We start from the raw sequence: 18,417 nt of genomic DNA, 5'->3' as shown, positions 1-18,417 counted from the left end.
GTTGCGATGATCGAAATTACCGATGTCCACAAGAGCTTCGGCGCCACGCCCGTGCTCAACGGCATTTCGCTGAAGATCGAACAGGGCGAAGTGGTGTGCCTGATCGGCGCGTCCGGCTCCGGCAAATCGACGCTGCTGCGCTGTATCAACGCGCTCGAATCGTATGACGCGGGCGAGATTAAATTGCTCGATCAGCGTGTCGAACAGCGCTCGCGTCATATCAATCATCTGCGCACGCAAGTGGGCATGGTGTTTCAGCGCTTCAATCTGTTTCCGCATCGCACCGCGCTCGAAAACGTGATGGAAGGGCCGGTGCATGTGAAGAAAGAACCGCTGCACGTGGCGAAGCGCGACGCCGAGGAATTGCTCAACAAGGTTGGGCTGGGCCACAAGCTTCACTATTATCCGCATCAGCTTTCGGGCGGTCAGCAGCAGCGCGTGGCGATTGCGCGTTCGCTCGCGATGAAGCCGAAGGCGATTCTGTTCGACGAGCCGACTTCGGCGCTCGATCCCGAACTCGTCGGCGAGGTGCTCAACGTGATGCGCACGCTCGCGAAGGAAGGCATGACGATGCTGGTCGTCACGCACGAAATGGGTTTTGCGCGCGAAGTCGCGGACCGCGTGTGCTTCCTGCACGGCGGCCATATCATCGAACAAGGCAGCGCGCAGCAGGTGTTGTGCGCGCCGCGCGAAGCCCGCACGCGCGAATTCCTGCGCCACGTGCTGGGCAATCGCGGCGAAGCGCAGAGCGCGCCCGAAGGCGCGGCGGGAGCGGCGGCATGAACGGACGATTCGTGCGGCTCGGCGAAACCGCGCGCGCCAAGGTGTCGATCGTGATCGACGGAAACAACGTGGAAGCGCTCGAAGGCGACACGCTGCTCACGGCCATGCTGTGCAGCGTGCGCCACGTGCGCCAGTCGGAATTCGGCGAAGAGAAGCGCGCCGGTTATTGCCTGATGGGCGCGTGCCAGGACTGCTGGGTCTGGACCGATGCGGGCGAACGTCTGCGCGCCTGCACGACCGTCGTCGAGGCGGGCATGCGTCTCGTGACCACTCAACCGGAGGCGCAATGGGCGAACCTCGCATTGTGATCGTCGGCGCGGGCCCTGCGGGCGTGCGCTGCGCGCAGACGCTGCTGGCCGCGGGCATTCGCCCCACGCTGATCGACGAAGGCCGCCGCGACGGCGGGCAGATTTATCGGCGTCAACCTGAAGGCTTTACGCGGCCGTATGCGAAGCTCTACGGCACGGAGGCGCTGCGTGCGCAGGATCTGCACGAGACTTTTGCGCGTTTGCGCCCGCAGATCGATTACCGTCCGCAAACGCTCGCGTGGAATATCTGGGACCGCAAACTGCATATCGTGCGCGACGGCCATGCGAGCGCGCTCGATTACGATGCGCTGATTCTGTGTCCGGGCGCCACCGATCGTCTGATGCCCGTGAAGGGCTGGCAGTTCGCGGGCACCTATAGCCTCGGTGCGGCGCAGATTGCGCTGAAATCGCAGGCCTGTTCGATCGGGCAGCGCGTGGTGTTCATGGGCACGGGGCCGCTGCTGTATCTGGTTGCGAGCCAGTATGTGCAGGCGGGTGCGAAGGTGGCCGCCGTGCTCGATACGTCGGCGGCGAGCGCACGCATTCGCGCCTTGCCGAAGCTGCTCGCGCGCTTCGATGTCTTGCGCAAGGGCAGCGCGCTCGTGGCGTCGCTCAAGCGCGCGGGCGTGCAGATTCACAACGGCATCGAGCCGGTTGAAATCATCGGGACACCGAATGAAGGCGTGAGCGCCGTGCGCTTTCTCACTGCGAGCGGCAAGATCGAACAGATCGATTGCGACGCCATCGGCATGGGCTATCACCTGCGCCCCGAAACGCAGCTCGCCGATCTCGCGCGCTGTGCGTTCCGCTTCGATACGCTCACGCGCCAATGGCTGCCGCAAATCGACGAACTCGGACGCAGCAGTGAACCCGGCGTGTATCTCGCGGGCGACGGCGTGCGCGTGCTGGGCGCGGACGGCGCGGAAAACGCGGGGCGTCTCGCCGCGCATGCCGCGCTGATCGATCTGGGCCGCGGCGCGCAAGCCAGCGCGCTCGATGCGCTCAAGCGCGAGCAACGCCGCATGGACCGCTTTCGCGAAGGGCTGGCGCAAGCCTTCGTGTGGCCCGCGCAGCAGGCGGCGAAGCTGCCCGACGAAACCATTGTGTGCCGCTGCGAAGGCATCACGGCGGGCGAATTGCGCCGCGTGATCCGCGACGAGGGCGCGCAGGAAGCGAACCGCGCGAAGGCGCTGAGCCGTGTGGGCATGGGCCGTTGCCAGGGCCGTTATTGCGGCCATGCGGCGGCGGAAATCATCGCGGACGCCGCGCGCGTGCCGCTCGAGCAAGTCGGTCGCTTGCGCGGGCAGGCGCCCGTGAAGCCGCTGGCGATCGCGACTGTGGAGGATACCGAGTGAAGCGCGCGCAAGCCGATGTATTGATCGTGGGAGGCGGCTTCATGGGCGCCGCCACCGCGTTTTTCCTGCGTCGCCGCGGCAAGTCGGTGATTCTGCTCGAACGCCAGTTGATCGGCCAGCAGGCGAGCGGCACCAATTTCGGCAACGTGCGCCGTCAAGGGCGTTTGCTCGCGCAATTGCCGCTCGCGAATCGCTCGCGCGAAATCTGGCTGCGCATGCCCGAATTGATCGGTCACGATGCGGAGTTTCTGATGTCGGGGCATTTGCGCGTCTGCTATCGCTCGGAGCAGGCCGACATGTTCGAGACCTACGCGCGCGACGCGAAACATTACAACCTCGATCTGGAAATGCTGCACGGCGATGCTTTGCGCAAGCGCTTTCCGTTTATCGGCCCTGAAGTGCTGGCCGGTTCGTATGCGCCGATCGACGGCCATGCGAATCCGCGTCTTGCCGCGCCCGCATTCGGACGTGCCGCCGCGAAACTCGGTGCGCAAATTTTTGAAAATACCGATATCGTCTCGGTCGAAAAAGAGGGCAACGAATTTCGCGCCACCAGTGCCGACGGCCGCACGTTTCATGCGCCCGTGTTGCTGATTACGGCGGGCGCGTGGGGCAGCACGCTGAGCGAGCAATTCGGCGAGCCGGTGCCGATTGCCGTGCACGGTCCGCAAATGGCCGTGACCGAGCCGGTGCCGTATAGCATCGCGCCGGCCGTGGGCGTGTCGTCGCCGCAGATCGCCGAGGTCGTGTATTTCCGCCAGGTCGCGCGCGGCAATATCGTGATTGGCGGCTGCGCGCGCGGCCCCGCGTTTCTCGATGCGCGTCGCGCGAAAGTGCTGCCGCAAAGCACCTTGCTGCAATTTCGTCAGGCGCAGCGCGTGGCGCCCGCGCTCAAGCGGCTCAATATCATTCGCGTCTGGAGCGGCGTGGAAGGCTATATGCCCGACGACCGTCCGATCATGGGCGCGAGCGGCACCACGAGTGGCCTGTTCTACGCATTCGGTTTCTGCGGCCACGGCTTTCAACTCGGGCCGGGCGTGGGCGACACGATGGCCGAACTGATCGACACGGGCGCGACCACCACGCCAATCGAGCCGTTCGATATTCGCCGCTTCGCCGCGTTTCAGCCTCCCGAGGGCGGGCCACAGGCTGCGCCGCAATCGGTTCCTGCGACCTGATTCAACGGATACGCAGGCATGCCATGTTGATTGCATCGACTTTGCAGACCGCGCTTATTTCGCGGCGCAGCGGCGAAACGCGCTCCGCGGATTGTTCAGCGGACGCACCCGCCACGGAAACGACGCGCGCCGTCCAACGCGCGCTCGATTTCATCGACACCTGTTTCGCCGAGCCGATCAGTTTGACCGAACTTGCGGACGTGGCGGGATTGAGCGTTTCGCGTTTCGCGGCGCGTTTTAGCGGCGAAATGGGCGTCTCGCCGCAGCAATACGTGCGCATCGTGCGCGTGCGCCACGCGCAGCGTTTGCTGCGCCGTGGCGTGTCGCCTTCGCTGGTGGCCGCCGAAGTGGGCTTCTTCGATCAAAGCCATTTGTGCCGCCATTTCAAGCGCGTGCTCGGACGCACGCCGATGGAATGGCTCAACGCGGGCGCGCCGTTTAGTCCGAACGCGTGAATCGTACGAATATCAATCCGCTTTTGAATTAAACAGCGCTTCGAGCGGCCAGCCGTTCTTCACGAACGGCGTGCGCATGATTACGTAGCTGAAATAGCGCTCGATACCAATATCGCGTTCGAGCAGGCCCTCGATCACGCTCTGGTAATGGTGCACGCTGCGCGTGACGAATTTGAGCAAATAGTCGTAGCCGCCGCTTGCGAGATGGCATTCGACGATTTCATCGACGGGGCGAATCGCCGCCTCGAATTTCGCAAAGTCCTCGCGCCGATGGTCGGCCAGCGTGACTTCGGTAAAGACGATCTGCACGTCGCCGAGTTTCTCGATCTGGATCTGCGCGCCATAACCGGCGATATACCCCGCTTTTTCCAGCCTTTTCACGCGCGTGAGACACGGACTCGGCGAGAGCCCGACGGCTTCGGCCAGCTCGACGTTCGTCATGCGCCCCTTCTTTTGCAATTGCGAAAGAATGCGCAAGTCGATGCGGTCGAGTTTGCTGTCGCCGTGAAGCATCATGATCGTTTCGCCCATAAAAAAGCCGTGAGATCCAGGGCGAATCTCGCGGCAGGAAGCTAAGCGATGTTAGCACGCGCGCTTTTTTAAAAGCGTGCGAGTTTCAGGAAAGGGCGGCGCGCACGTCGCGGTCTTCGAGCACGTCGTCGAGCGTGTGCTTCAGGCGCGTGAACAACTGCTCGAATTCGGCTTCGCCATAGCAGAGCGCGGGCGCGAAGCCGAGAATGTTGTCCCCGAATGCGCGGAACACCAGACGATGACGATAAGCCGCCGCCGCGATACGATCGGAGAGCTTCAGCGACGCATCGAAACGCGCGCGCGTCGATTTGTTTGCGACGAGTTCGAGCGCGCCGAGCAGCCCGCGATGACGCGAATCGCCCACGAGCGGATGATCGAGCAGGCCGTCGAGCCCGGCGGCGAAACGCGGCGCGAGCGTTTGTGCGTTCGCGAGCAGACCGCCTTCGTGATAGAGGCGCAGCACTTCGAGGCCGATGGCGGCGCTCACCGGATGCGCGGAATAGGTTTGGCCGTGGCCCACGATCGCCGTGTCGTTCTTGTCGCCGGCGATGCCCTGATAAACGGCGTCGGACATGAGCACCGCGCCCATCGGCGCATAACCCGAGGTGAGGCCCTTTGCGACCGTCATCAGGTCGGGTTCGACGTCTTCGGCTTCGCAGGCGAACAGCGGGCCGGTGCGGCCGAAGCCCGTAATGACTTCGTCGGCCACGAACAGAATGTCGAGACGGCGGCACGCATCGCGCATCGCCTTGAGCCAGCCGCGCGGCGGCACGATCACGCCGCCCGAGCCTTGAATCGGCTCGCAGAAGAACGCGGCCACATTGTCCGCGCCGAGTTGCGCGACCTTCGCTTCGAGCGATGCGACCGAGGCGGCGATCAGCGCGGCGTCGTCGGCGCCGTCCTCGCGGCGATACGCATAGGGCGAGGGCAGATGATGCTGGTTCGGCAGCGGCAGATCGAAGTTGCGATGGAATGCGGGCAGTGCCGTGAGACCCGCGCCCACCGACGACGAACCGTGATAACCGCGTTCCAGCGCGATCATCTGCTTCTTCGACGGGCGGCCCGTGGCATTGAAATAATGCGTGATGAAGCGGATGGCCGAATCGACCGCATCGGAGCCGCCGAGCGTGAAATACACATGCTGAAGCGAAGCAGGCGTCAGTTCGACGAGCTTCTGCGCGAGTTCGATTGCCGGTTCCGACGAAAAATGAAAATACGTGGTCGCGTAGGGCAGACGCGTCATCTGGCGCGTGGCGGCTTCGACGATGCTCTGCTGGCCGTAACCGACGTTCACGCACCAGAGACCGGAAAACGCATCGAGCAATTCATTGCCGTCGATATCGCGCAGATACGCGCCGTGACCCGATTCGAGCACGGTCGTCCCACGCGCTTCGTGCGCGCGGTAATTGATGACAGGATGAATCAGATGCTTACGGTCGGCTTCGATGAGCGGCGAGTTGGACATGGCGTGACGGCCCCGTTGAATGGCGGTGAATGACAGTGAAGACCGCTCGATGGTAGCGCCGCGCGCGCTTCGCCGCGCAGGGAAAAAACGGCGCAAACAGCAGCGCCATGCTCTTTTTGCGGGCCATTCGGCATTTTATGCCGGGGCTTTGACAGCGCATGCCGCGTGCTTCGAAGCGCTTCGCTGTTCGCCGTTTCGCGTCTACAATGCGGCGATATTCGATGCGGTTTTGTGGCGTGGCCGGATGAACACTCGCGATTCCGGCCCAATGAATTCTTCACACACGAACAGGTAACCGACACAATGAGCAAGACATACAGGATCGCGGCCATTGCCGGCGACGGTATTGGCCAGGAAGTGATGCCCGAGGGCGTGCGCGTGGTGGAAGCGGCCGCGAAGCAATTCGGCCTCTCGATCGAATTCACGCATTTCGACTGGGCCAGCTGCGACTACTACCTGCAGCACGGCAAGATGATGCCCGACGACTGGTTCGCCACGCTCAAGGGCTTCGATGCGATTTACTTCGGCGCGGTGGGTTGGCCCGACAAGGTGCCCGACCATATTTCGCTGTGGGGTTCGCTGCTCAAATTCCGCCGCGAATTCGACCAGTATGTGAATCTGCGTCCCGTGCGTCTGCTGCCGGGCGTGCCGTGTCCGCTCGCGAACCGCAAGCCCGGCGACATCGACTTCTTCGTCGTGCGCGAAAACACCGAAGGCGAATATAGCTCGGTGGGCGGCAAGATGTTCGAAGGCACCGAGCGCGAATTCGTGTTGCAGGAATCGGTGTTCACGCGTCATGGCGTGGATCGCATTCTCAAATACGCATTCGAACTCGCGAATCAGCGCGGCCGCAAGAAACTCACGGCGGCCACCAAATCGAATGGCATTTCGATCAGCATGCCGTATTGGGACGAACGCGTTGCGGAGATGGCGCAGCAGTATCCGCAAGTGCAATGGGACAAGCAGCACATCGACATTCTGTGCGCGCGTTTCGTGTTGCAGCCCGATCGTTTCGACGTGGTGGTGGCCTCGAATCTGTTCGGCGATATTCTTTCCGATCTCGGTCCTGCCTGCACGGGTACGATCGGCCTCGCGGCATCGGCGAATCTGAATCCCGAGCGCAAGTTTCCGTCGCTGTTCGAACCGGTGCACGGTTCCGCGCCCGATATTTTCGGCAAGCAGATTGCGAATCCGGTCGCGATGATCTGGTCGGGCGCGATGATGCTCGACTTCCTCGGCAACGGCGACGCCCAGTTCAAGGCCGCGCACGACGCCATCATGCAGGCGATCGAGAAGGTGCTCGTGGAAGGTCCGCGCACGCCCGATATGGGCGGCACGTCGAAGACGGCGGACGTGGGCGCGGCGGTGCTTGCTGCGTTGCAATAAGCGCAGGCGCGCCTGGCGCTCGATGGCAGCGCTTGATGGGATCGGACAGCCGCGTTACCGTGTGGCAGTCCGATTCCTCACGGAGACGTCATGAGCGCTCACGCGAATTCACCGTTTGCCGCCTTCGAGCCCGCGCGTACCGCGCTGCTCGTCATGCATTATCAAACCGATATTCTCGGGCTCTTTCCGGCGGTCGCGCCGGGTTTGCTCGCGAATACGCGCGCGTTATGCGATGCGGCGCGCGCGAAAGGCGTGCGCGTGATGTTCGCCAATCTGCGTTTCAGTGCGGATTATCAGGAAGTCAGCGCGTTGAACAAGAACGGGCAGGGCATTAAAAGTCTGGGTTTGTTTATCGACGACCAGACCGCGCCGGAATTGGCGCAACGGCCCGACGAACCGCTGATCGCCGCGCATCGCGCGAGTGTGTTCACCGGCACCGATTTGCAGGCGCGGCTCGCGGCGCACGGCGTGGACTCGCTGATCATGGTGGGGATTGCATCGACGGGCGTGGTGCTCTCGTCGCTTTCCCACGCGAGCGATGCGGATTTCCGCCTTTATACAGTCAAGGACTGTTGCTACGACCCGGATGAGGTCGTGCACGAGCATCTGTTTGCCACGGCATTCGAGACGCGCAGCACCGTGCTGTCACTCGACGAAGCGCTGCGCCTGCTCGCGTAAGCAACGGCATCACGCGAATTCCGCGCGCCGCGAGGCGAAACTCAGCGCGAGCACCGCGAAAATCAGCACGCCGGTGGCGACCTGCTGCCAGTAGAAGTTCCAGCCGATCAGCAATAAGCCATTCGCGACGAGACTCAGCAGCAGCACGCCCAGCAGCGTGCCCGGCACGTTGGGCCGTCGCGCGCGAGAGAGCGTGGTGCCGATGAACGTCGCGCCAATCGCGTTGAGCAGATAGCCGTTGCCCGCTTGCGGCACGTAGGCTTTCACCATCGACGAGAGCAGCAGGCCGACCACGCCGTAGATCAGCGCGCCCGCGACGAAGGTCGCGACCACCACGGCGCCGACCGGCAAGCCCGAATAACGCGCGACGCCGGGCTGCGAGCCGAGCGCGGCGCTGTAGCGTCCGAACACCGAATGCGCGAGCGCAACGTGCACGGCCAGCGCGAGCGCCGCGACGATCCACAAGGGCACCGGCACGTCCGCGAACGTGCCGTGCGCGAGCGCGCCGAACAGCGGCGGCAGGCTCATGCCGAGCAGATAGATGGGCTGCCCGCCGTCGGTTGCCAGTTGCTGCAAGGTCTGGCCGATGAACAGCGTGCCGAGCGTCGCGAGAAACGGCGCGATGCCGAGTCCTGCCACCAGCACGCCGTTGAATGCGCCGACCAGCAAGGCCGCGCCGAGTCCCGCGAACGCGGCCAGCGGCACGCCCACGTGATGCGCGCTGAGCAGCACGAACACGAGGCTGCCCACGTCGACGGCGGTGCCGAGCGAGAGATCGACCGCGCCAATCGAAAGCGCGAGCGTCATGCCGAGCGAGGCAATCGCCAGCAGTGCGAAATTATTCAGGAGTACGTCCGCAAGATTGGCGGGACGTGCGAAGCCCGGCGAGCACACGGCGAAAAACACGCTGACGGCGACCAGCGCGCCCGGCAGCGAAAAGCGCTGAACGCGCGCGATCCAGTCAGTCATGAGCATGGGTTCCGAGATGACGGCGGCGCAGCAGCGCCGTCGTGGCGACCACGAACAGGATCAGCGCGCCTTCCACGCCGTTGACCCAGTAGCTGGAGACGTTGTCGAGCTGAAAGCCGTTGCTGACCACGCCGATGAACAGCACCGCGAGCAGCGTGCCGGGCATCGTCGGCACCATGCGGCGCGAAAACACCACGCCGAGCAGCGCGGATGCCACCACGGCCAGCAGGTTTTCGCCCGCGCCAGGCGAGCTGCCGCTCAAGAGCGCCGACGAGGCGAGCGCGGCAATCCCCGCCGCGAGGCCGCCGAGCAGATAGCTCGCGGCCACGTAGGCGCGCACGTTCAGGCCCGCCGCGCGCGCGGCCTGCGCGTGTTCGCCGCTCGCGCGCAGTCGCAGCCCGAACGGCGTGTAGTGGACCACGAGCGTGAACAGCGCCGCGACCGCGACGAGCGCCGTCGCCAGATGCGGAATGCCGAACGCGCCTTCGTCGATCAGCCAGCCGAGCAGCGGCGAGGACGCGGGCACCGACGTGTTTTGCGTGAGCACGAGTTCGAGGCCCGCGCAGAGATTCATCGTCGTGAGCGTCGCGAGCAGCGGCAGAATGCGCAGGCCGAGCACGGCGAAGGCGTTGAGCGCGCCCACGGCCACGCCCGCCGCGAGTGTGAGGCCCACGGCTTGCGCGCTTGTTGCGCCCGCGCGCAGCGTCACGGCATAGACGGCGGCGCACAGGCCCAGGTTCGCCGCGATGGAGAGGTCGAGGCCGCCCTTGATCGGGTCCGCGCCGCCGCCGATCAGCACGGCCGTGAGCCCGAGTCCGAGCACGCCGACCACCGCCGATTGCTGCACGATGTTGGCGAGATTCGCCACCGAGAGAAACAGCGGCGACGTCAGCGCGAATACCGCGAAAACCAGTGCGAATGCGAACACCGCGCCGCCGCGCAGCCAGAATTGCGCGCCTGGAGCGTGGCCGCGCAGCGGGGCGGCGGCTTCGATATCGGCTTCGATTTCGGCTTCGTCGTGGTTGTCGCGCAGCGCGTCGAGGCGCTCGATCACCTTGCCGGTCATGCGGCGTTCTCCTGGGTTGGCGCGGCGTCGTTTGGCGCGGCGTGCGCGCCGCCGCGCGCGAGCGTCGCCCACGCGAGCAGATCCTGCGTGCTGGCGTCGTGCGATGCCACGTCCTGCACGATCGCGCCGCGCGCGAGCACGAGCACGCGATCGGTCACGTCGAGCAGTTCATGCAGATCGCTCGAAAAGATCAGCACCGATGCGCCTTGCGCCACGAGCCGATCGATGAGGCGGTAGATATCGGCTTTTGCGCCCACGTCGACGCCCACGGTCGGTTCGTCGAGGATGTAGATGCCGCCGCCTTGCGCGCGGCCCAGCCATTTGCCGAGCGCGACCTTCTGCTGATTGCCGCCCGAGAGATGCCGCACGGGCGCATGCGGGCCGGGCGTGCGCACGCCGAGCGTGTCGATGAGCGCACGCGCGGCCGCCGTCTCGCGGCGCGTATCGACGAGGCCGAAGCGGCTGAAGCGCGCGAGACTCGCGAGCGAAAGATTCTCGCGCACGGGCAGCGCGGTCGCGACGCCCTGGCGGCGGCGGTCTTCGGGCACGAAGGCGATGCCGCGGCGCACGGCGTCGGCGGGACGGCGCAGGCGCACAGTCTTGCCGTGCACGCGCAATTCGCCGAGCACGCCGCGCTCCAGGCCGAACAGGCTGCGCACGAGCGGCTTGCCGCCTGAGCCGACCAGCCCGGTCACGCCCAGCACCTCGCCGCGACGCAGCGTGAACGAGAGCGGGCCGAAGCGGCCCGGCGCGTGCAGATTGCGGGCTTCGAGCACCGCGCCTTGTGTTTCCGGTGAGGTGTTCGGTGCGCGTCGCGCGCGTGCAGCGGGCGGCGTGCCGATCATCGCTTCGACGAGCGTTTCGACGGGCGTCGTGCGCGCCTCGACCTGCGCCACGTCGACGCCGTCGCGCAAGACCGTCACGCGGTCGCACAGCGAGGCGATTTCGTTCAGATAGTGCGAGACGTACAGAATCGTCAGCCCGCGCGCACGCAGTCGGTCGATGATCTGCAACAGGCGTTCGACTTCGCGGCTCACGAGCGCGGCGGTCGGTTCGTCGAAGACGAGAATGCGCGGCGCACGCATGAGCGCGCGCGTGATCTGCACGATCTGCTGTTCCGCCACGCTCAGTTCGCCGATCAATTTATCGGGCGGCAGCGCGATATCGAAATGGGCGGCGAGCGCGTCGCTCGCGCGGCGGCGCATGCGGCGCAGATCGAGCGGCAGCAGCGAACGTAATGCACGTAAGCCACCCAATCCACGGAAGCCTGGCAACGCGCCACGCGGCACCGTCGCTTCATCGCCGAGCGCCAGCGCTTCGGCCACGGTAAACGTCGGCGAAAGCAGACGCTCCTGATGAATGAACGCGATCTCGCCAGGCGCGCCGCCGTCGAGCTTCACGCCATCGACGTGAATCTCGCCTGCGTCCGCGCGCTCCAGTCCCGCGAGGATCTTGATGAGCGTGGATTTGCCCGCGCCGTTCTGGCCGATCAGCCCATGCACGGTGCCGCGCGCCGCGCTCAACGACGCGCCGCGCAGCGCCTGCACGCCGCCATACTGCTTGACGAGCCCGCGCAGTTCGAGCGCGGGCGCGGAGGTGGCCTGCGCTTCTTGCGTATCGGCAGACGTCGCTGGAGGCGTCGGCGATTCCGCGTGCGCGTCGTCGATGAGCGTGCTCATTTCGCCGCGAGCTGGCCGGTTTGCGCGCTTTGACCGAGCGCCTTCTGCACCTCGGCGGCGTTTTCCTTGGTCGCGAGAATCGACGGCACGTAGGTGTACGGCGGCAGATCGCGCTGGCCGGCCAGATAGCGCGCGACGTTGTCCACGGCGGTCTTGCCGATCAGCGCGGGCTGTTGCGCGACCACGGCGGCGGCGCTCGATTTCGGGTCCTTCACGAGCGTGACGACGTCCGGGCTGCCGTCGACGGCATAGGTGCGGATCTCGTTGCGATGCGCCGCGTCGACCGCCTGGGTTGCGCCGACTTGCGGCACGTCCCACGCCGACCAGATCGCCGCAATCTGCCCCTTCGGATACTTGGCGAGCAACTGGCTGACCTGTGCATAGGCACTCTGCACGGTGTTCGGAATCACGTCGCGCAACTCGGGCTGAATGATATGCACCTTCGGGTAGTACTTGAGCACGGCCTTCAACTGGTCGTAGCGGATCGCGCACACGGGCACGCCGTAAAAACCGTTGAACACGAGGATATTGCCCTCGCCGTGAATGTCGTTGACGAGCTTGAGCGCCAGTTGCTCGCCGATGAAGAAGTTATCCGAGGTGGTGTCGTTGATGCTCGACGGCGAGGCCGTGTCGATCGTGAACAGCGGGATGCCCGCCTGGCGGATTTTCTGCAACCACGGCTCCAGCACGGTCGCGGTGCCGAGCTGCTCGATGATGGCGTCGGGCTTTTGCGCGATCAGCGTCTGGATCTGCGCGATCTGGCGGTTGTCGTTGCGGCCCGCGTCGAGCGCGATGGGCGTGCCGCCGAGGCGCTTCACTTCGTCGATCGCACCCTGATACGCCTTCAAATCCCAGTAGTGATCGGTCCCGGCCGCCGTGATGCCGATGCGCTTGCCCTTGAGCGACGGAACGTCGGCGTTGGCTTGCGGGGTTGAAAGCGCATTCGCCGGTGCATTCGATTGTGCACTCGGTTGGGCCTCGCCTTGCGCCAGCGCGGCGGGGCTGATCGCCGTCGTCGCGGCGAACGCGCCGAGCGCGAGGGCGAACGCCGTGGCGGCGCGTTTGAGGGCGAAGGGTCGGGTTGTCTCGCGGTTCATGTCGTCGTCGATTCGTTGTTCTGGCGGCCGCCCGGGCGGGCGGGGAGGCGTTGCGCTACGAATCTAAGCGGCACGGACCGCGATGCGAAGTATCGAATCGAGCTAAGGATAGTTGCGCGGGCGTGGAATGCTTTTGCAGCGGTTTAAACCGCGATGGCAGGCGCACGGATTGCATGTGTCATCCGCCGCTTGGCCGCCCGAAACCCACCCGAAACCCGCCCATAACCGCGCTCCCGTAAACGGGCGACGGTGGTCCGCTCGGGGCCGCAGTCCAGCGGCCGGCGCGGGTTATGTGTTCGCGGTGATGGTCGAGAAAATCATGAACGCGACGGGCTGGAGCGGCACGCTTTAACGCTGCATCGACATGCTCGATGCGCTGAGGTATCGCTCAAGCATCGAGCACATCGAGCACATCGGGCACCACCATCGAGACGGCCAGCGCGCCGTCGATCACCTCATGTTCGATATGGCGCGCGAAGAACGAGCGCGTCTGCGTGGCCGGTTCCGCGTCGTCGGCGGCCTGGAGTTGCGCGCGCAAACCGGCGCGCTGTTCGCGCGTGGCGCGCAGCAACGCGCCCACCGATTGCGCGAGCGCGGCGAGGCGCGCGCGGTCCGCGTGGTCGAGCGCCGCATCGGCGCCTTCGAGCGGCGACACCACGCCCACGAGCTTGCGCAGCCGCAGCATCAGCACGCTCGCATGCGCCGCGCGGTGATTCGAACTCAGCGATTCGAGCCGCGTGGCCGAGATCACCGATTCGAGCGCATCGACGGCGAGGCACGCCTGGCGGCGCAGCGCGGCGATATCGCGGGCATTGCGTTCGGCTTGCGCTTCGCGTTGCGCGGCATCGGCAGAGTTCGCGCTTTCACTCTCGCTTGCCGATGCGTGTCCGCGCAACACCGCCTGCACATACTCGCTCACGCATTTGAGCGCGTGCGCGGCGGCCGGGCCGAGCTTGTGCTGCTCCCATTCGGGCCACGCGAGAAAACTCGCCGCGACGCCCACCGCCACGCCCGCGAGACTGTTGAGCACGCGCGAGACCGCGAGATCCCACGGCTCGCCCACGGGCGTGCCCAGATGCGCGACCAGCACGAAATGCGAGGTGAGGAACAGGATGTACGAGACGTAGCTGACCGCGCGCGCCGCGAGCGTGCCGGTTGCGAGCGGCAGGATCGCCAGCGCGAGCAGGATCGGGCTGTGGATCGCCAGCGCGAGCGCCGAAGCGAGCACCGCGCCGAGCATGGTGCCGCCGATGCGCAGGCTCGACACGCGCACCGTCTGCGAAAACGTGGGCTGCACGATGAACATGGTCGTCAGCGCGAGCCAGTAGCCTTGCTCGCCGCTGCGCCAGCGTGCGAGAGATACGGCGATCATCGCCGCGACCGCGAGGCGTGCCGCGTAGCGCGCGAACACGCCATGCGTGCGGACTTGCGCGACCACGGCGCGCAGCGCGTCGCGCCACGGCTGGCTCGCGTGTGACGCGGCCGCATCGGCGGCGCGGGCGGCGTTGCGCGTTCCGCTGTCGGGATCGGCGTCGGCGGCCAGCGTGGCGAGGCGCGCACACAGCGTCATGAACGACTCGCGCCACGCGCGGGCGTCGATCGACGGCGCTTCGGCATCGGCGGATTCGCGCGCGAATTCCGCGTGCTCGGCGAACGGGCGCAGACGCTCGGCGGTCAGGGCGGCGTCCGGTTTGGCGGCGCGGCGCAGGTCGGCCGCGCAGGCGTCGATGGCTTCCGCGAGGCGTTCGAGCACCGCGCGGATCAGTTCGAGCGTGGCCGCTTCGGCGTCGGCTTGCGGCGCGCGGCGGCGGCTGTGCAACAGGCTTTCGATGCCCGCGAGCAGCGCCATTGCCTGTTCGGCATCGGCGAGCCAGCGGCGGCAGGCGGGCGCGACCGCGCCGGACGCAGCGGAGATCGCGGCGCTCATCGTGTCGAGCGTGGTGCGCAGTTCGGCGCGGCTCGCGGCGGCGCCGTGGCGGCTGTCGGGCGCTTGCGCGAGTTTGCCGACGTAGGAGCCGAGCGCGTAGAGCCACGCGAAGGTCGCGGAACGCACGCGCGTATCGGCGCTGTATTGCCAGAGTGCGAGATTGCAGGCGGTGGCCCAGACGCCGCCTGCGACGAAGTAGAGCGTGTAATCGCGCGCGTCTTGCAGGCCATGCACCGGGAAGGCCGCGCAGACCGCGAAGGCCGTCGCCACGAGCAGGCCGCGCAGGCCGGGCAGCGCGCCCCGGCAGCGCACCAGCGCGCCGAGCCATGCGCTCACGCCCGCGAGCACGATGGCGAGGCCGGGCACCGCGCCCGCCGCAATCGCGCAGCCCGCCGCGAGCGCGCCGAGCACGGCGAACAACAAGCCTTGTTCGATGCGCTCGCGTGGCCGCGTGCCGGAGTCGTCGCAGAGGCAGGTCCAGAAGGCCGCGATCGCCGACCAGCACAGCAGTGGTGCGTGCCACGCCGCCGCGAGCACGGCGGGCGCGGCGCAGATCAGACCGCCGCGCACCGATTCGGAAAACGGCAGCCGGTGGCGGCCATGCGAGAGGGAACGCAGGAGCGCGGCGCGCCCGGCCATCGAAAAGATCATGCGCGTCCTCGTCGAACTAGCTGGCGGCGCGCGGCGCGGCCGACTTCGCGCAGACGGGAAAGAATGGCGTCGCGGCTACTCATCACTTGTTCCTCTTGTTGTGTTTCCGATACCCGTCGCGGAAGGTCTGCTTCGGCGCTTCGGGTAGCTCGCGCTGCTTGCCCCAGGCGTTGAGCGGATTGTAGAGCACCGCGCGCGGCCATGTCGCAACCGCTTTGCCCGCGCCCTTGATGGCCGCGCGATAGCGCTTCGGATGCGCGAGCACCTGACCGGCGGCTTTCATCGTCTATGCTGGCGGTGCGCAGCGTGCCGGAGCTATGGTGCACGCCGATCTTGCGGGGAAACGACGCCCACGGAAACTCGTGCACCTGAAGCACGTCGTGAATGAACTCGACTAGAGTTTCGGTGGCGGCGGCCTGCTTTTCGCAACCGCTATTGCCCATCGACTGGCCGCACGCGGATTACATTCGTAACGCGGCATGTGATGTCATTTCATGAATTGGTGGCGTACGCAATCCGCGCGAAGATCGTTGAGCGATTTGAGATTCACCTTTCAAAACCCGATGGCATTGATAAAAGGCCGTTTCTCTACAATACAGGCTCAGTTAAAGATCAGTTTAGAGTTACGGAGTCAACGCATGGGTCACGCCAAATTCAACCAAGCCGGTCGCCCGGGCGTCACCCGCAGCAAGCTGTTGCCGCTTTCCGCTGCGATGGTGCAGGCCACGTCGCTGCAAAACCATCTCGCGCTCGAAGCGCTGCGCAGCCGTCACGGCGCGAGCCTGCACGTGACGTTTCTGTTTCGCGCGGTCTACCTGACGTATTTGATGAGCGACATCAGCGAGCAGAGCAGCGAGATCGACGTGTTTCAGGAAGCCGAGGCCGCATTGACCCGATGCAGCGGCCGCGCGGAAGATCAGGGCGCATGGCATTTGAACGACGCGGAAATCGAGGCGCTAAAAACGGTGTTGAGCCTGCATGACTGGCAGCTTCAGACGCTGCCCGCGCATCGTTACGAATCGTCGTGCGCGCATTTGCTGAACTTTTTGATGGACGGCGACCGATCGGTAATTCCCGTTTTCGAAATCGCTGATTGAGTTTTCTTTCTCTATAAAAAACGCCCCGGCAGTTTCAACTTGCCGGGGCGTTTGGCTTGATGGACCGCTTCGTTAAACCGCGCGGCGCACCATCAATTCCTTGATTTTGCCGATCGCCTTGGTCGGATTCAAACCCTTCGGACACACGTCGACGCAATTCATGATCGTGTGGCAGCGGAACAGGCGATACGGATCTTCGAGATTGTCGAGACGTTCGCCAGTCGCTTCGTCGCGGCTGTCCGCGATAAAACGATACGCCTGCAACAAGCCCGCCGGGCCGACGAATTTATCCGGGTTCCACCAGAAGCTCGGGCATGACGTCGAGCAGCTCGCGCACAGAATGCACTCGTACACGCCGTCGAGTTCGTCGCGTTGATCGGGCGTTTGCAGACGCTCTTTTTCGGGCGGCGGCGTATCGTTGATCAGATACGGTTTGATCGAGTGATACTGATTAAAGAAGTGCGTCATGTCGACGATCATGTCGCGCACGACCGGCAGTCCCGGCAACGGGCGCAGCACGATTTTCTGCGGCAGATCGTTCAGGTTCGTCAGACACGCGAGACCGTTCTTGCCATTGATGTTCATGGCGTCCGAACCGCAGACGCCTTCGCGGCACGAGCGGCGGAACGACAGCGTCTCGTCCACTTCCTTGAGCTTGACCAGCGCGTCGAGCAGCATGCGCTCGTGCGTGAGGTCCAGCTCGTAGGTTTGCATGCGCGGCGCGGCGTCCTTGTCGGGATCGTAGCGATAGACTTCAAAAATGCGTTTAGCCATTTTCCAGTTCCTTGTGACAGGCGTGCGCGATCAGAACGTACGCGGCTTCGGCGGCACGGACGCGACGCTCATCGGCTGCATCTGCACCGGCTTGTAGTCGAGGCGGTCGCCCTCGCTGTACCACAGCGTATGGCGCAGCCAGTTTTGATCGTCGCGTTCCTTGTGCTCGCTCGGCGCGTGCGCGCCGCGGCTTTCCTTGCGCGCTTCCGCCGAGACCATCGTCGCGCGCGCCACTTCGATCATGTTCGCCACTTCGAGCGCTTCCACGCGCGCCGTGTTGAACACCTTCGACTTGTCTTTCAGATGCAGGTCGCCGACGCGTTGCGCCACGTCGCCGATCATTTTCACGCCTTCAGCCATGAGTCTTTCGGTGCGGAACACGCCCGCATGGTTCTGCATGGTCGAGCGGATGTCACGCGCCACGTTTTGAGTCGGTTCGCCCGACGTCGATTTTTCCAGCTTGTTCAAACGCGAGAGCGCGAAGTCGGCCGCATCGGCGGGCAGCGGCTTGTGGCTGCGAATTTCCTTCACATGATTGATGATGTGATTGCCCGCTGCACGGCCGAACACCACGAGATCGAGCAGTGAATTCGTGCCCAGACGATTCGCGCCGTGCACCGAGACGCACGAACATTCGCCCACGGCGTAGAAACCGTTGATCGGGTCCTTGAAGCCCTTCGACGTGCCCACGACCTGGCCATGAACGTTGGTGGGAATGCCACCCATTTGATAATGGATGGTGGGCACGACCGGAATCGGCTCCCTGATCGGATCGACGTTCGCAAAACGAATGGCGATCTCGCGAATCGAAGGCAGACGCTTCATGATCGTATCCGCGCCAATATGCGAGAGGTCGAGCAGAATGTGATCCTGCTTCGGACCCACGCCGCGGCCTTCGATAATTTCTTGTCCCATCGAACGCGAAACAAAGTCACGCGGCGCGAGATCCTTCAGCGTCGGCGCGTAACGTTCCATGAAACGCTCGCCGTTCGAGTTCCGCAGAATGCCGCCTTCACCG

Annotated in this window: 19 protein-coding genes; 9 read left to right on the top strand and 10 right to left on the bottom strand. The window is 65.0% G+C overall.

The window, feature by feature from the left end:
* Window positions 1–6: 6 nt before the first annotated feature.
* The 5 genes from U4Y88_RS11295 to U4Y88_RS11275 are packed head-to-tail and all read left to right on the top strand — an operon-like array spanning window position 7 to window position 4,079.
* Window positions 7–783 (top strand): amino acid ABC transporter ATP-binding protein, encoded by a 777-nt coding sequence (locus U4Y88_RS11295; protein ID WP_224013280.1) that lies wholly within the window; start codon window positions 7–9, stop codon window positions 781–783.
* Window positions 780–1,091 carry a (2Fe-2S)-binding protein gene (locus U4Y88_RS11290; protein ID WP_321783935.1) on the top strand — a complete coding sequence of 104 codons (312 nt, stop codon included), beginning with the start codon at window positions 780–782 and terminating at the stop codon, window positions 1,089–1,091. Before U4Y88_RS11295 ends, U4Y88_RS11290 begins: the two co-directional genes overlap by 4 nt.
* Window positions 1,070–2,446, top strand: a complete 1,377-nt coding sequence (locus U4Y88_RS11285; RefSeq protein ID WP_321783933.1) for an FAD/NAD(P)-binding oxidoreductase — start codon at window positions 1,070–1,072, stop codon at window positions 2,444–2,446. Before U4Y88_RS11290 ends, U4Y88_RS11285 begins: the two co-directional genes overlap by 22 nt.
* Complete coding sequence (locus tag U4Y88_RS11280) at window positions 2,443–3,624, top strand: FAD-binding oxidoreductase (protein WP_310633219.1); 1,182 nt, start codon at window positions 2,443–2,445, stop codon at window positions 3,622–3,624. Before U4Y88_RS11285 ends, U4Y88_RS11280 begins: the two co-directional genes overlap by 4 nt.
* 23 nt (window positions 3,625–3,647) lie before the next feature.
* Window positions 3,648–4,079: an AraC family transcriptional regulator gene (locus tag U4Y88_RS11275; protein WP_321783931.1), complete on the top strand. Its 432-nt coding sequence runs from the start codon at window positions 3,648–3,650 to the stop codon at window positions 4,077–4,079.
* Window positions 4,080–4,091: 12 nt separating this feature from the next.
* Here U4Y88_RS11275 and U4Y88_RS11270 read toward each other — a convergent pair whose 3' ends face one another.
* Window positions 4,092–4,595, bottom strand: coding sequence for an Lrp/AsnC family transcriptional regulator (locus U4Y88_RS11270; RefSeq protein ID WP_224013275.1), 504 nt, complete (start codon window positions 4,593–4,595; stop codon window positions 4,092–4,094).
* A 100-nt stretch (window positions 4,596–4,695) separates the two neighbouring features.
* Entirely contained in the window at window positions 4,696–6,075 is a 1,380-nt protein-coding gene (locus U4Y88_RS11265; RefSeq protein ID WP_321783929.1) for an aspartate aminotransferase family protein, read from the bottom strand.
* A gap of 19 nt (window positions 6,076–6,094) precedes the next feature.
* Between U4Y88_RS11265 and U4Y88_RS11260 the strand changes: the two genes are divergently transcribed.
* The 3 genes from U4Y88_RS11260 (at window position 6,095) to U4Y88_RS11250 (ending at window position 8,139) form a co-directional block, all read left to right on the top strand.
* Window positions 6,095–6,370, top strand: a complete 276-nt coding sequence (locus U4Y88_RS11260; protein ID WP_321783927.1) for a hypothetical protein — start codon at window positions 6,095–6,097, stop codon at window positions 6,368–6,370.
* A gap of 8 nt (window positions 6,371–6,378) precedes the next feature.
* Window positions 6,379–7,461, top strand: coding sequence for a tartrate dehydrogenase (locus U4Y88_RS11255; RefSeq protein ID WP_224013273.1), 1,083 nt, complete (start codon window positions 6,379–6,381; stop codon window positions 7,459–7,461).
* 90 nt (window positions 7,462–7,551) lie between these two features.
* A complete protein-coding gene (locus tag U4Y88_RS11250; protein ID WP_321783925.1) occupies window positions 7,552–8,139 on the top strand; it encodes an isochorismatase family cysteine hydrolase in 588 nt (195 codons plus the stop codon).
* 9 nt (window positions 8,140–8,148) lie between these two features.
* Here U4Y88_RS11250 and U4Y88_RS11245 read toward each other — a convergent pair whose 3' ends face one another.
* The 6 genes from U4Y88_RS11245 to U4Y88_RS11220 form a co-directional block, all read right to left on the bottom strand.
* Complete coding sequence (locus U4Y88_RS11245) at window positions 8,149–9,108, bottom strand: ABC transporter permease (protein WP_321783923.1); 960 nt, start codon at window positions 9,106–9,108, stop codon at window positions 8,149–8,151.
* On the bottom strand, window positions 9,101–10,174 hold the full coding sequence (locus U4Y88_RS11240; RefSeq protein ID WP_321783921.1) for an ABC transporter permease: 1,074 nt from the start codon (window positions 10,172–10,174) through the stop codon (window positions 9,101–9,103). The genes U4Y88_RS11245 and U4Y88_RS11240 overlap by 8 nt, the downstream gene beginning before the upstream one ends.
* Window positions 10,171–11,853, bottom strand: coding sequence for a sugar ABC transporter ATP-binding protein (locus U4Y88_RS11235; RefSeq protein WP_321783919.1), 1,683 nt, complete (start codon window positions 11,851–11,853; stop codon window positions 10,171–10,173). The genes U4Y88_RS11240 and U4Y88_RS11235 overlap by 4 nt, the downstream gene beginning before the upstream one ends.
* Window positions 11,850–12,950, bottom strand: a complete 1,101-nt coding sequence (locus U4Y88_RS11230; RefSeq protein ID WP_321783917.1) for a sugar ABC transporter substrate-binding protein — start codon at window positions 12,948–12,950, stop codon at window positions 11,850–11,852. Before U4Y88_RS11230 ends, U4Y88_RS11235 begins: the two co-directional genes overlap by 4 nt.
* Before the next feature lie 388 nt (window positions 12,951–13,338).
* Window positions 13,339–15,528, bottom strand: coding sequence for an FUSC family protein (locus U4Y88_RS11225; RefSeq protein WP_321783915.1), 2,190 nt, complete (start codon window positions 15,526–15,528; stop codon window positions 13,339–13,341).
* An 82-nt stretch (window positions 15,529–15,610) separates the two neighbouring features.
* The gene (locus U4Y88_RS11220) at window positions 15,611–15,811 is read right to left on the bottom strand and encodes a lactate utilisation protein LutB domain-containing protein (RefSeq protein WP_321783913.1); all 201 of its coding nucleotides are present in this window, start codon (window positions 15,809–15,811) and stop codon (window positions 15,611–15,613) included.
* A gap of 247 nt (window positions 15,812–16,058) precedes the next feature.
* Here U4Y88_RS11220 and U4Y88_RS11215 point away from each other — a divergent pair, with 247 nt between their 5' ends.
* Entirely contained in the window at window positions 16,059–16,625 is a 567-nt protein-coding gene (locus U4Y88_RS11215; RefSeq protein WP_321783911.1) for a hypothetical protein, read from the top strand.
* Window positions 16,626–16,697: 72 nt separating this feature from the next.
* On the opposite strand, the gene U4Y88_RS11210 is transcribed toward U4Y88_RS11215, so the two are convergent.
* Window positions 16,698–17,399 (bottom strand): succinate dehydrogenase iron-sulfur subunit, encoded by a 702-nt coding sequence (locus tag U4Y88_RS11210; protein ID WP_205997583.1) that lies wholly within the window; start codon window positions 17,397–17,399, stop codon window positions 16,698–16,700.
* A gap of 30 nt (window positions 17,400–17,429) precedes the next feature.
* On the bottom strand, window positions 17,430–18,417 hold a 988-nt coding region (locus U4Y88_RS11205), incomplete at its 5' end, for an FAD-binding protein (RefSeq protein ID WP_321783909.1).

Source organism: Paraburkholderia sp. J94, assembly GCF_905220285.1.
Taxonomy (GTDB): domain Bacteria; phylum Pseudomonadota; class Gammaproteobacteria; order Burkholderiales; family Burkholderiaceae; genus Paraburkholderia; species Paraburkholderia tropica_A.
This window is presented reverse-complemented; position numbering and strand designations above follow the sequence as displayed.

What these genes read in the sequence shown, in the direction of transcription:
- U4Y88_RS11295 (WP_224013280.1), top strand. Translation starts at nt 7, where the DNA reads ATGATCGAAATTACCGATGTCCACAAGAGCTTCGGCGCCACGCCCGTG.
- U4Y88_RS11290 (WP_321783935.1), top strand. Translation starts at nt 780, where the DNA reads ATGAACGGACGATTCGTGCGGCTCGGCGAAACCGCGCGCGCCAAGGTG.
- U4Y88_RS11285 (WP_321783933.1), top strand. Translation starts at nt 1,070, where the DNA reads ATGGGCGAACCTCGCATTGTGATCGTCGGCGCGGGCCCTGCGGGCGTG.
- U4Y88_RS11275 (WP_321783931.1), top strand. Translation starts at nt 3,648, where the DNA reads ATGTTGATTGCATCGACTTTGCAGACCGCGCTTATTTCGCGGCGCAGC.
- U4Y88_RS11270 (WP_224013275.1), bottom strand. Translation starts at nt 4,595, where the DNA reads ATGATGCTTCACGGCGACAGCAAACTCGACCGCATCGACTTGCGCATT.
- U4Y88_RS11265 (WP_321783929.1), bottom strand. Translation starts at nt 6,075, where the DNA reads ATGTCCAACTCGCCGCTCATCGAAGCCGACCGTAAGCATCTGATTCAT.
- U4Y88_RS11260 (WP_321783927.1), top strand. Translation starts at nt 6,095, where the DNA reads ATGGCGGTGAATGACAGTGAAGACCGCTCGATGGTAGCGCCGCGCGCG.
- U4Y88_RS11255 (WP_224013273.1), top strand. Translation starts at nt 6,379, where the DNA reads ATGAGCAAGACATACAGGATCGCGGCCATTGCCGGCGACGGTATTGGC.
- U4Y88_RS11250 (WP_321783925.1), top strand. Translation starts at nt 7,552, where the DNA reads ATGAGCGCTCACGCGAATTCACCGTTTGCCGCCTTCGAGCCCGCGCGT.
- U4Y88_RS11245 (WP_321783923.1), bottom strand. Translation starts at nt 9,108, where the DNA reads ATGACTGACTGGATCGCGCGCGTTCAGCGCTTTTCGCTGCCGGGCGCG.
- U4Y88_RS11240 (WP_321783921.1), bottom strand. Translation starts at nt 10,174, where the DNA reads ATGACCGGCAAGGTGATCGAGCGCCTCGACGCGCTGCGCGACAACCAC.
- U4Y88_RS11235 (WP_321783919.1), bottom strand. Translation starts at nt 11,853, where the DNA reads ATGAGCACGCTCATCGACGACGCGCACGCGGAATCGCCGACGCCTCCA.
- U4Y88_RS11230 (WP_321783917.1), bottom strand. Translation starts at nt 12,950, where the DNA reads ATGAACCGCGAGACAACCCGACCCTTCGCCCTCAAACGCGCCGCCACG.
- U4Y88_RS11225 (WP_321783915.1), bottom strand. Translation starts at nt 15,528, where the DNA reads ATGATCTTTTCGATGGCCGGGCGCGCCGCGCTCCTGCGTTCCCTCTCG.
- U4Y88_RS11220 (WP_321783913.1), bottom strand. Translation starts at nt 15,811, where the DNA reads ATGAAAGCCGCCGGTCAGGTGCTCGCGCATCCGAAGCGCTATCGCGCG.
- U4Y88_RS11210 (WP_205997583.1), bottom strand. Translation starts at nt 17,399, where the DNA reads ATGGCTAAACGCATTTTTGAAGTCTATCGCTACGATCCCGACAAGGAC.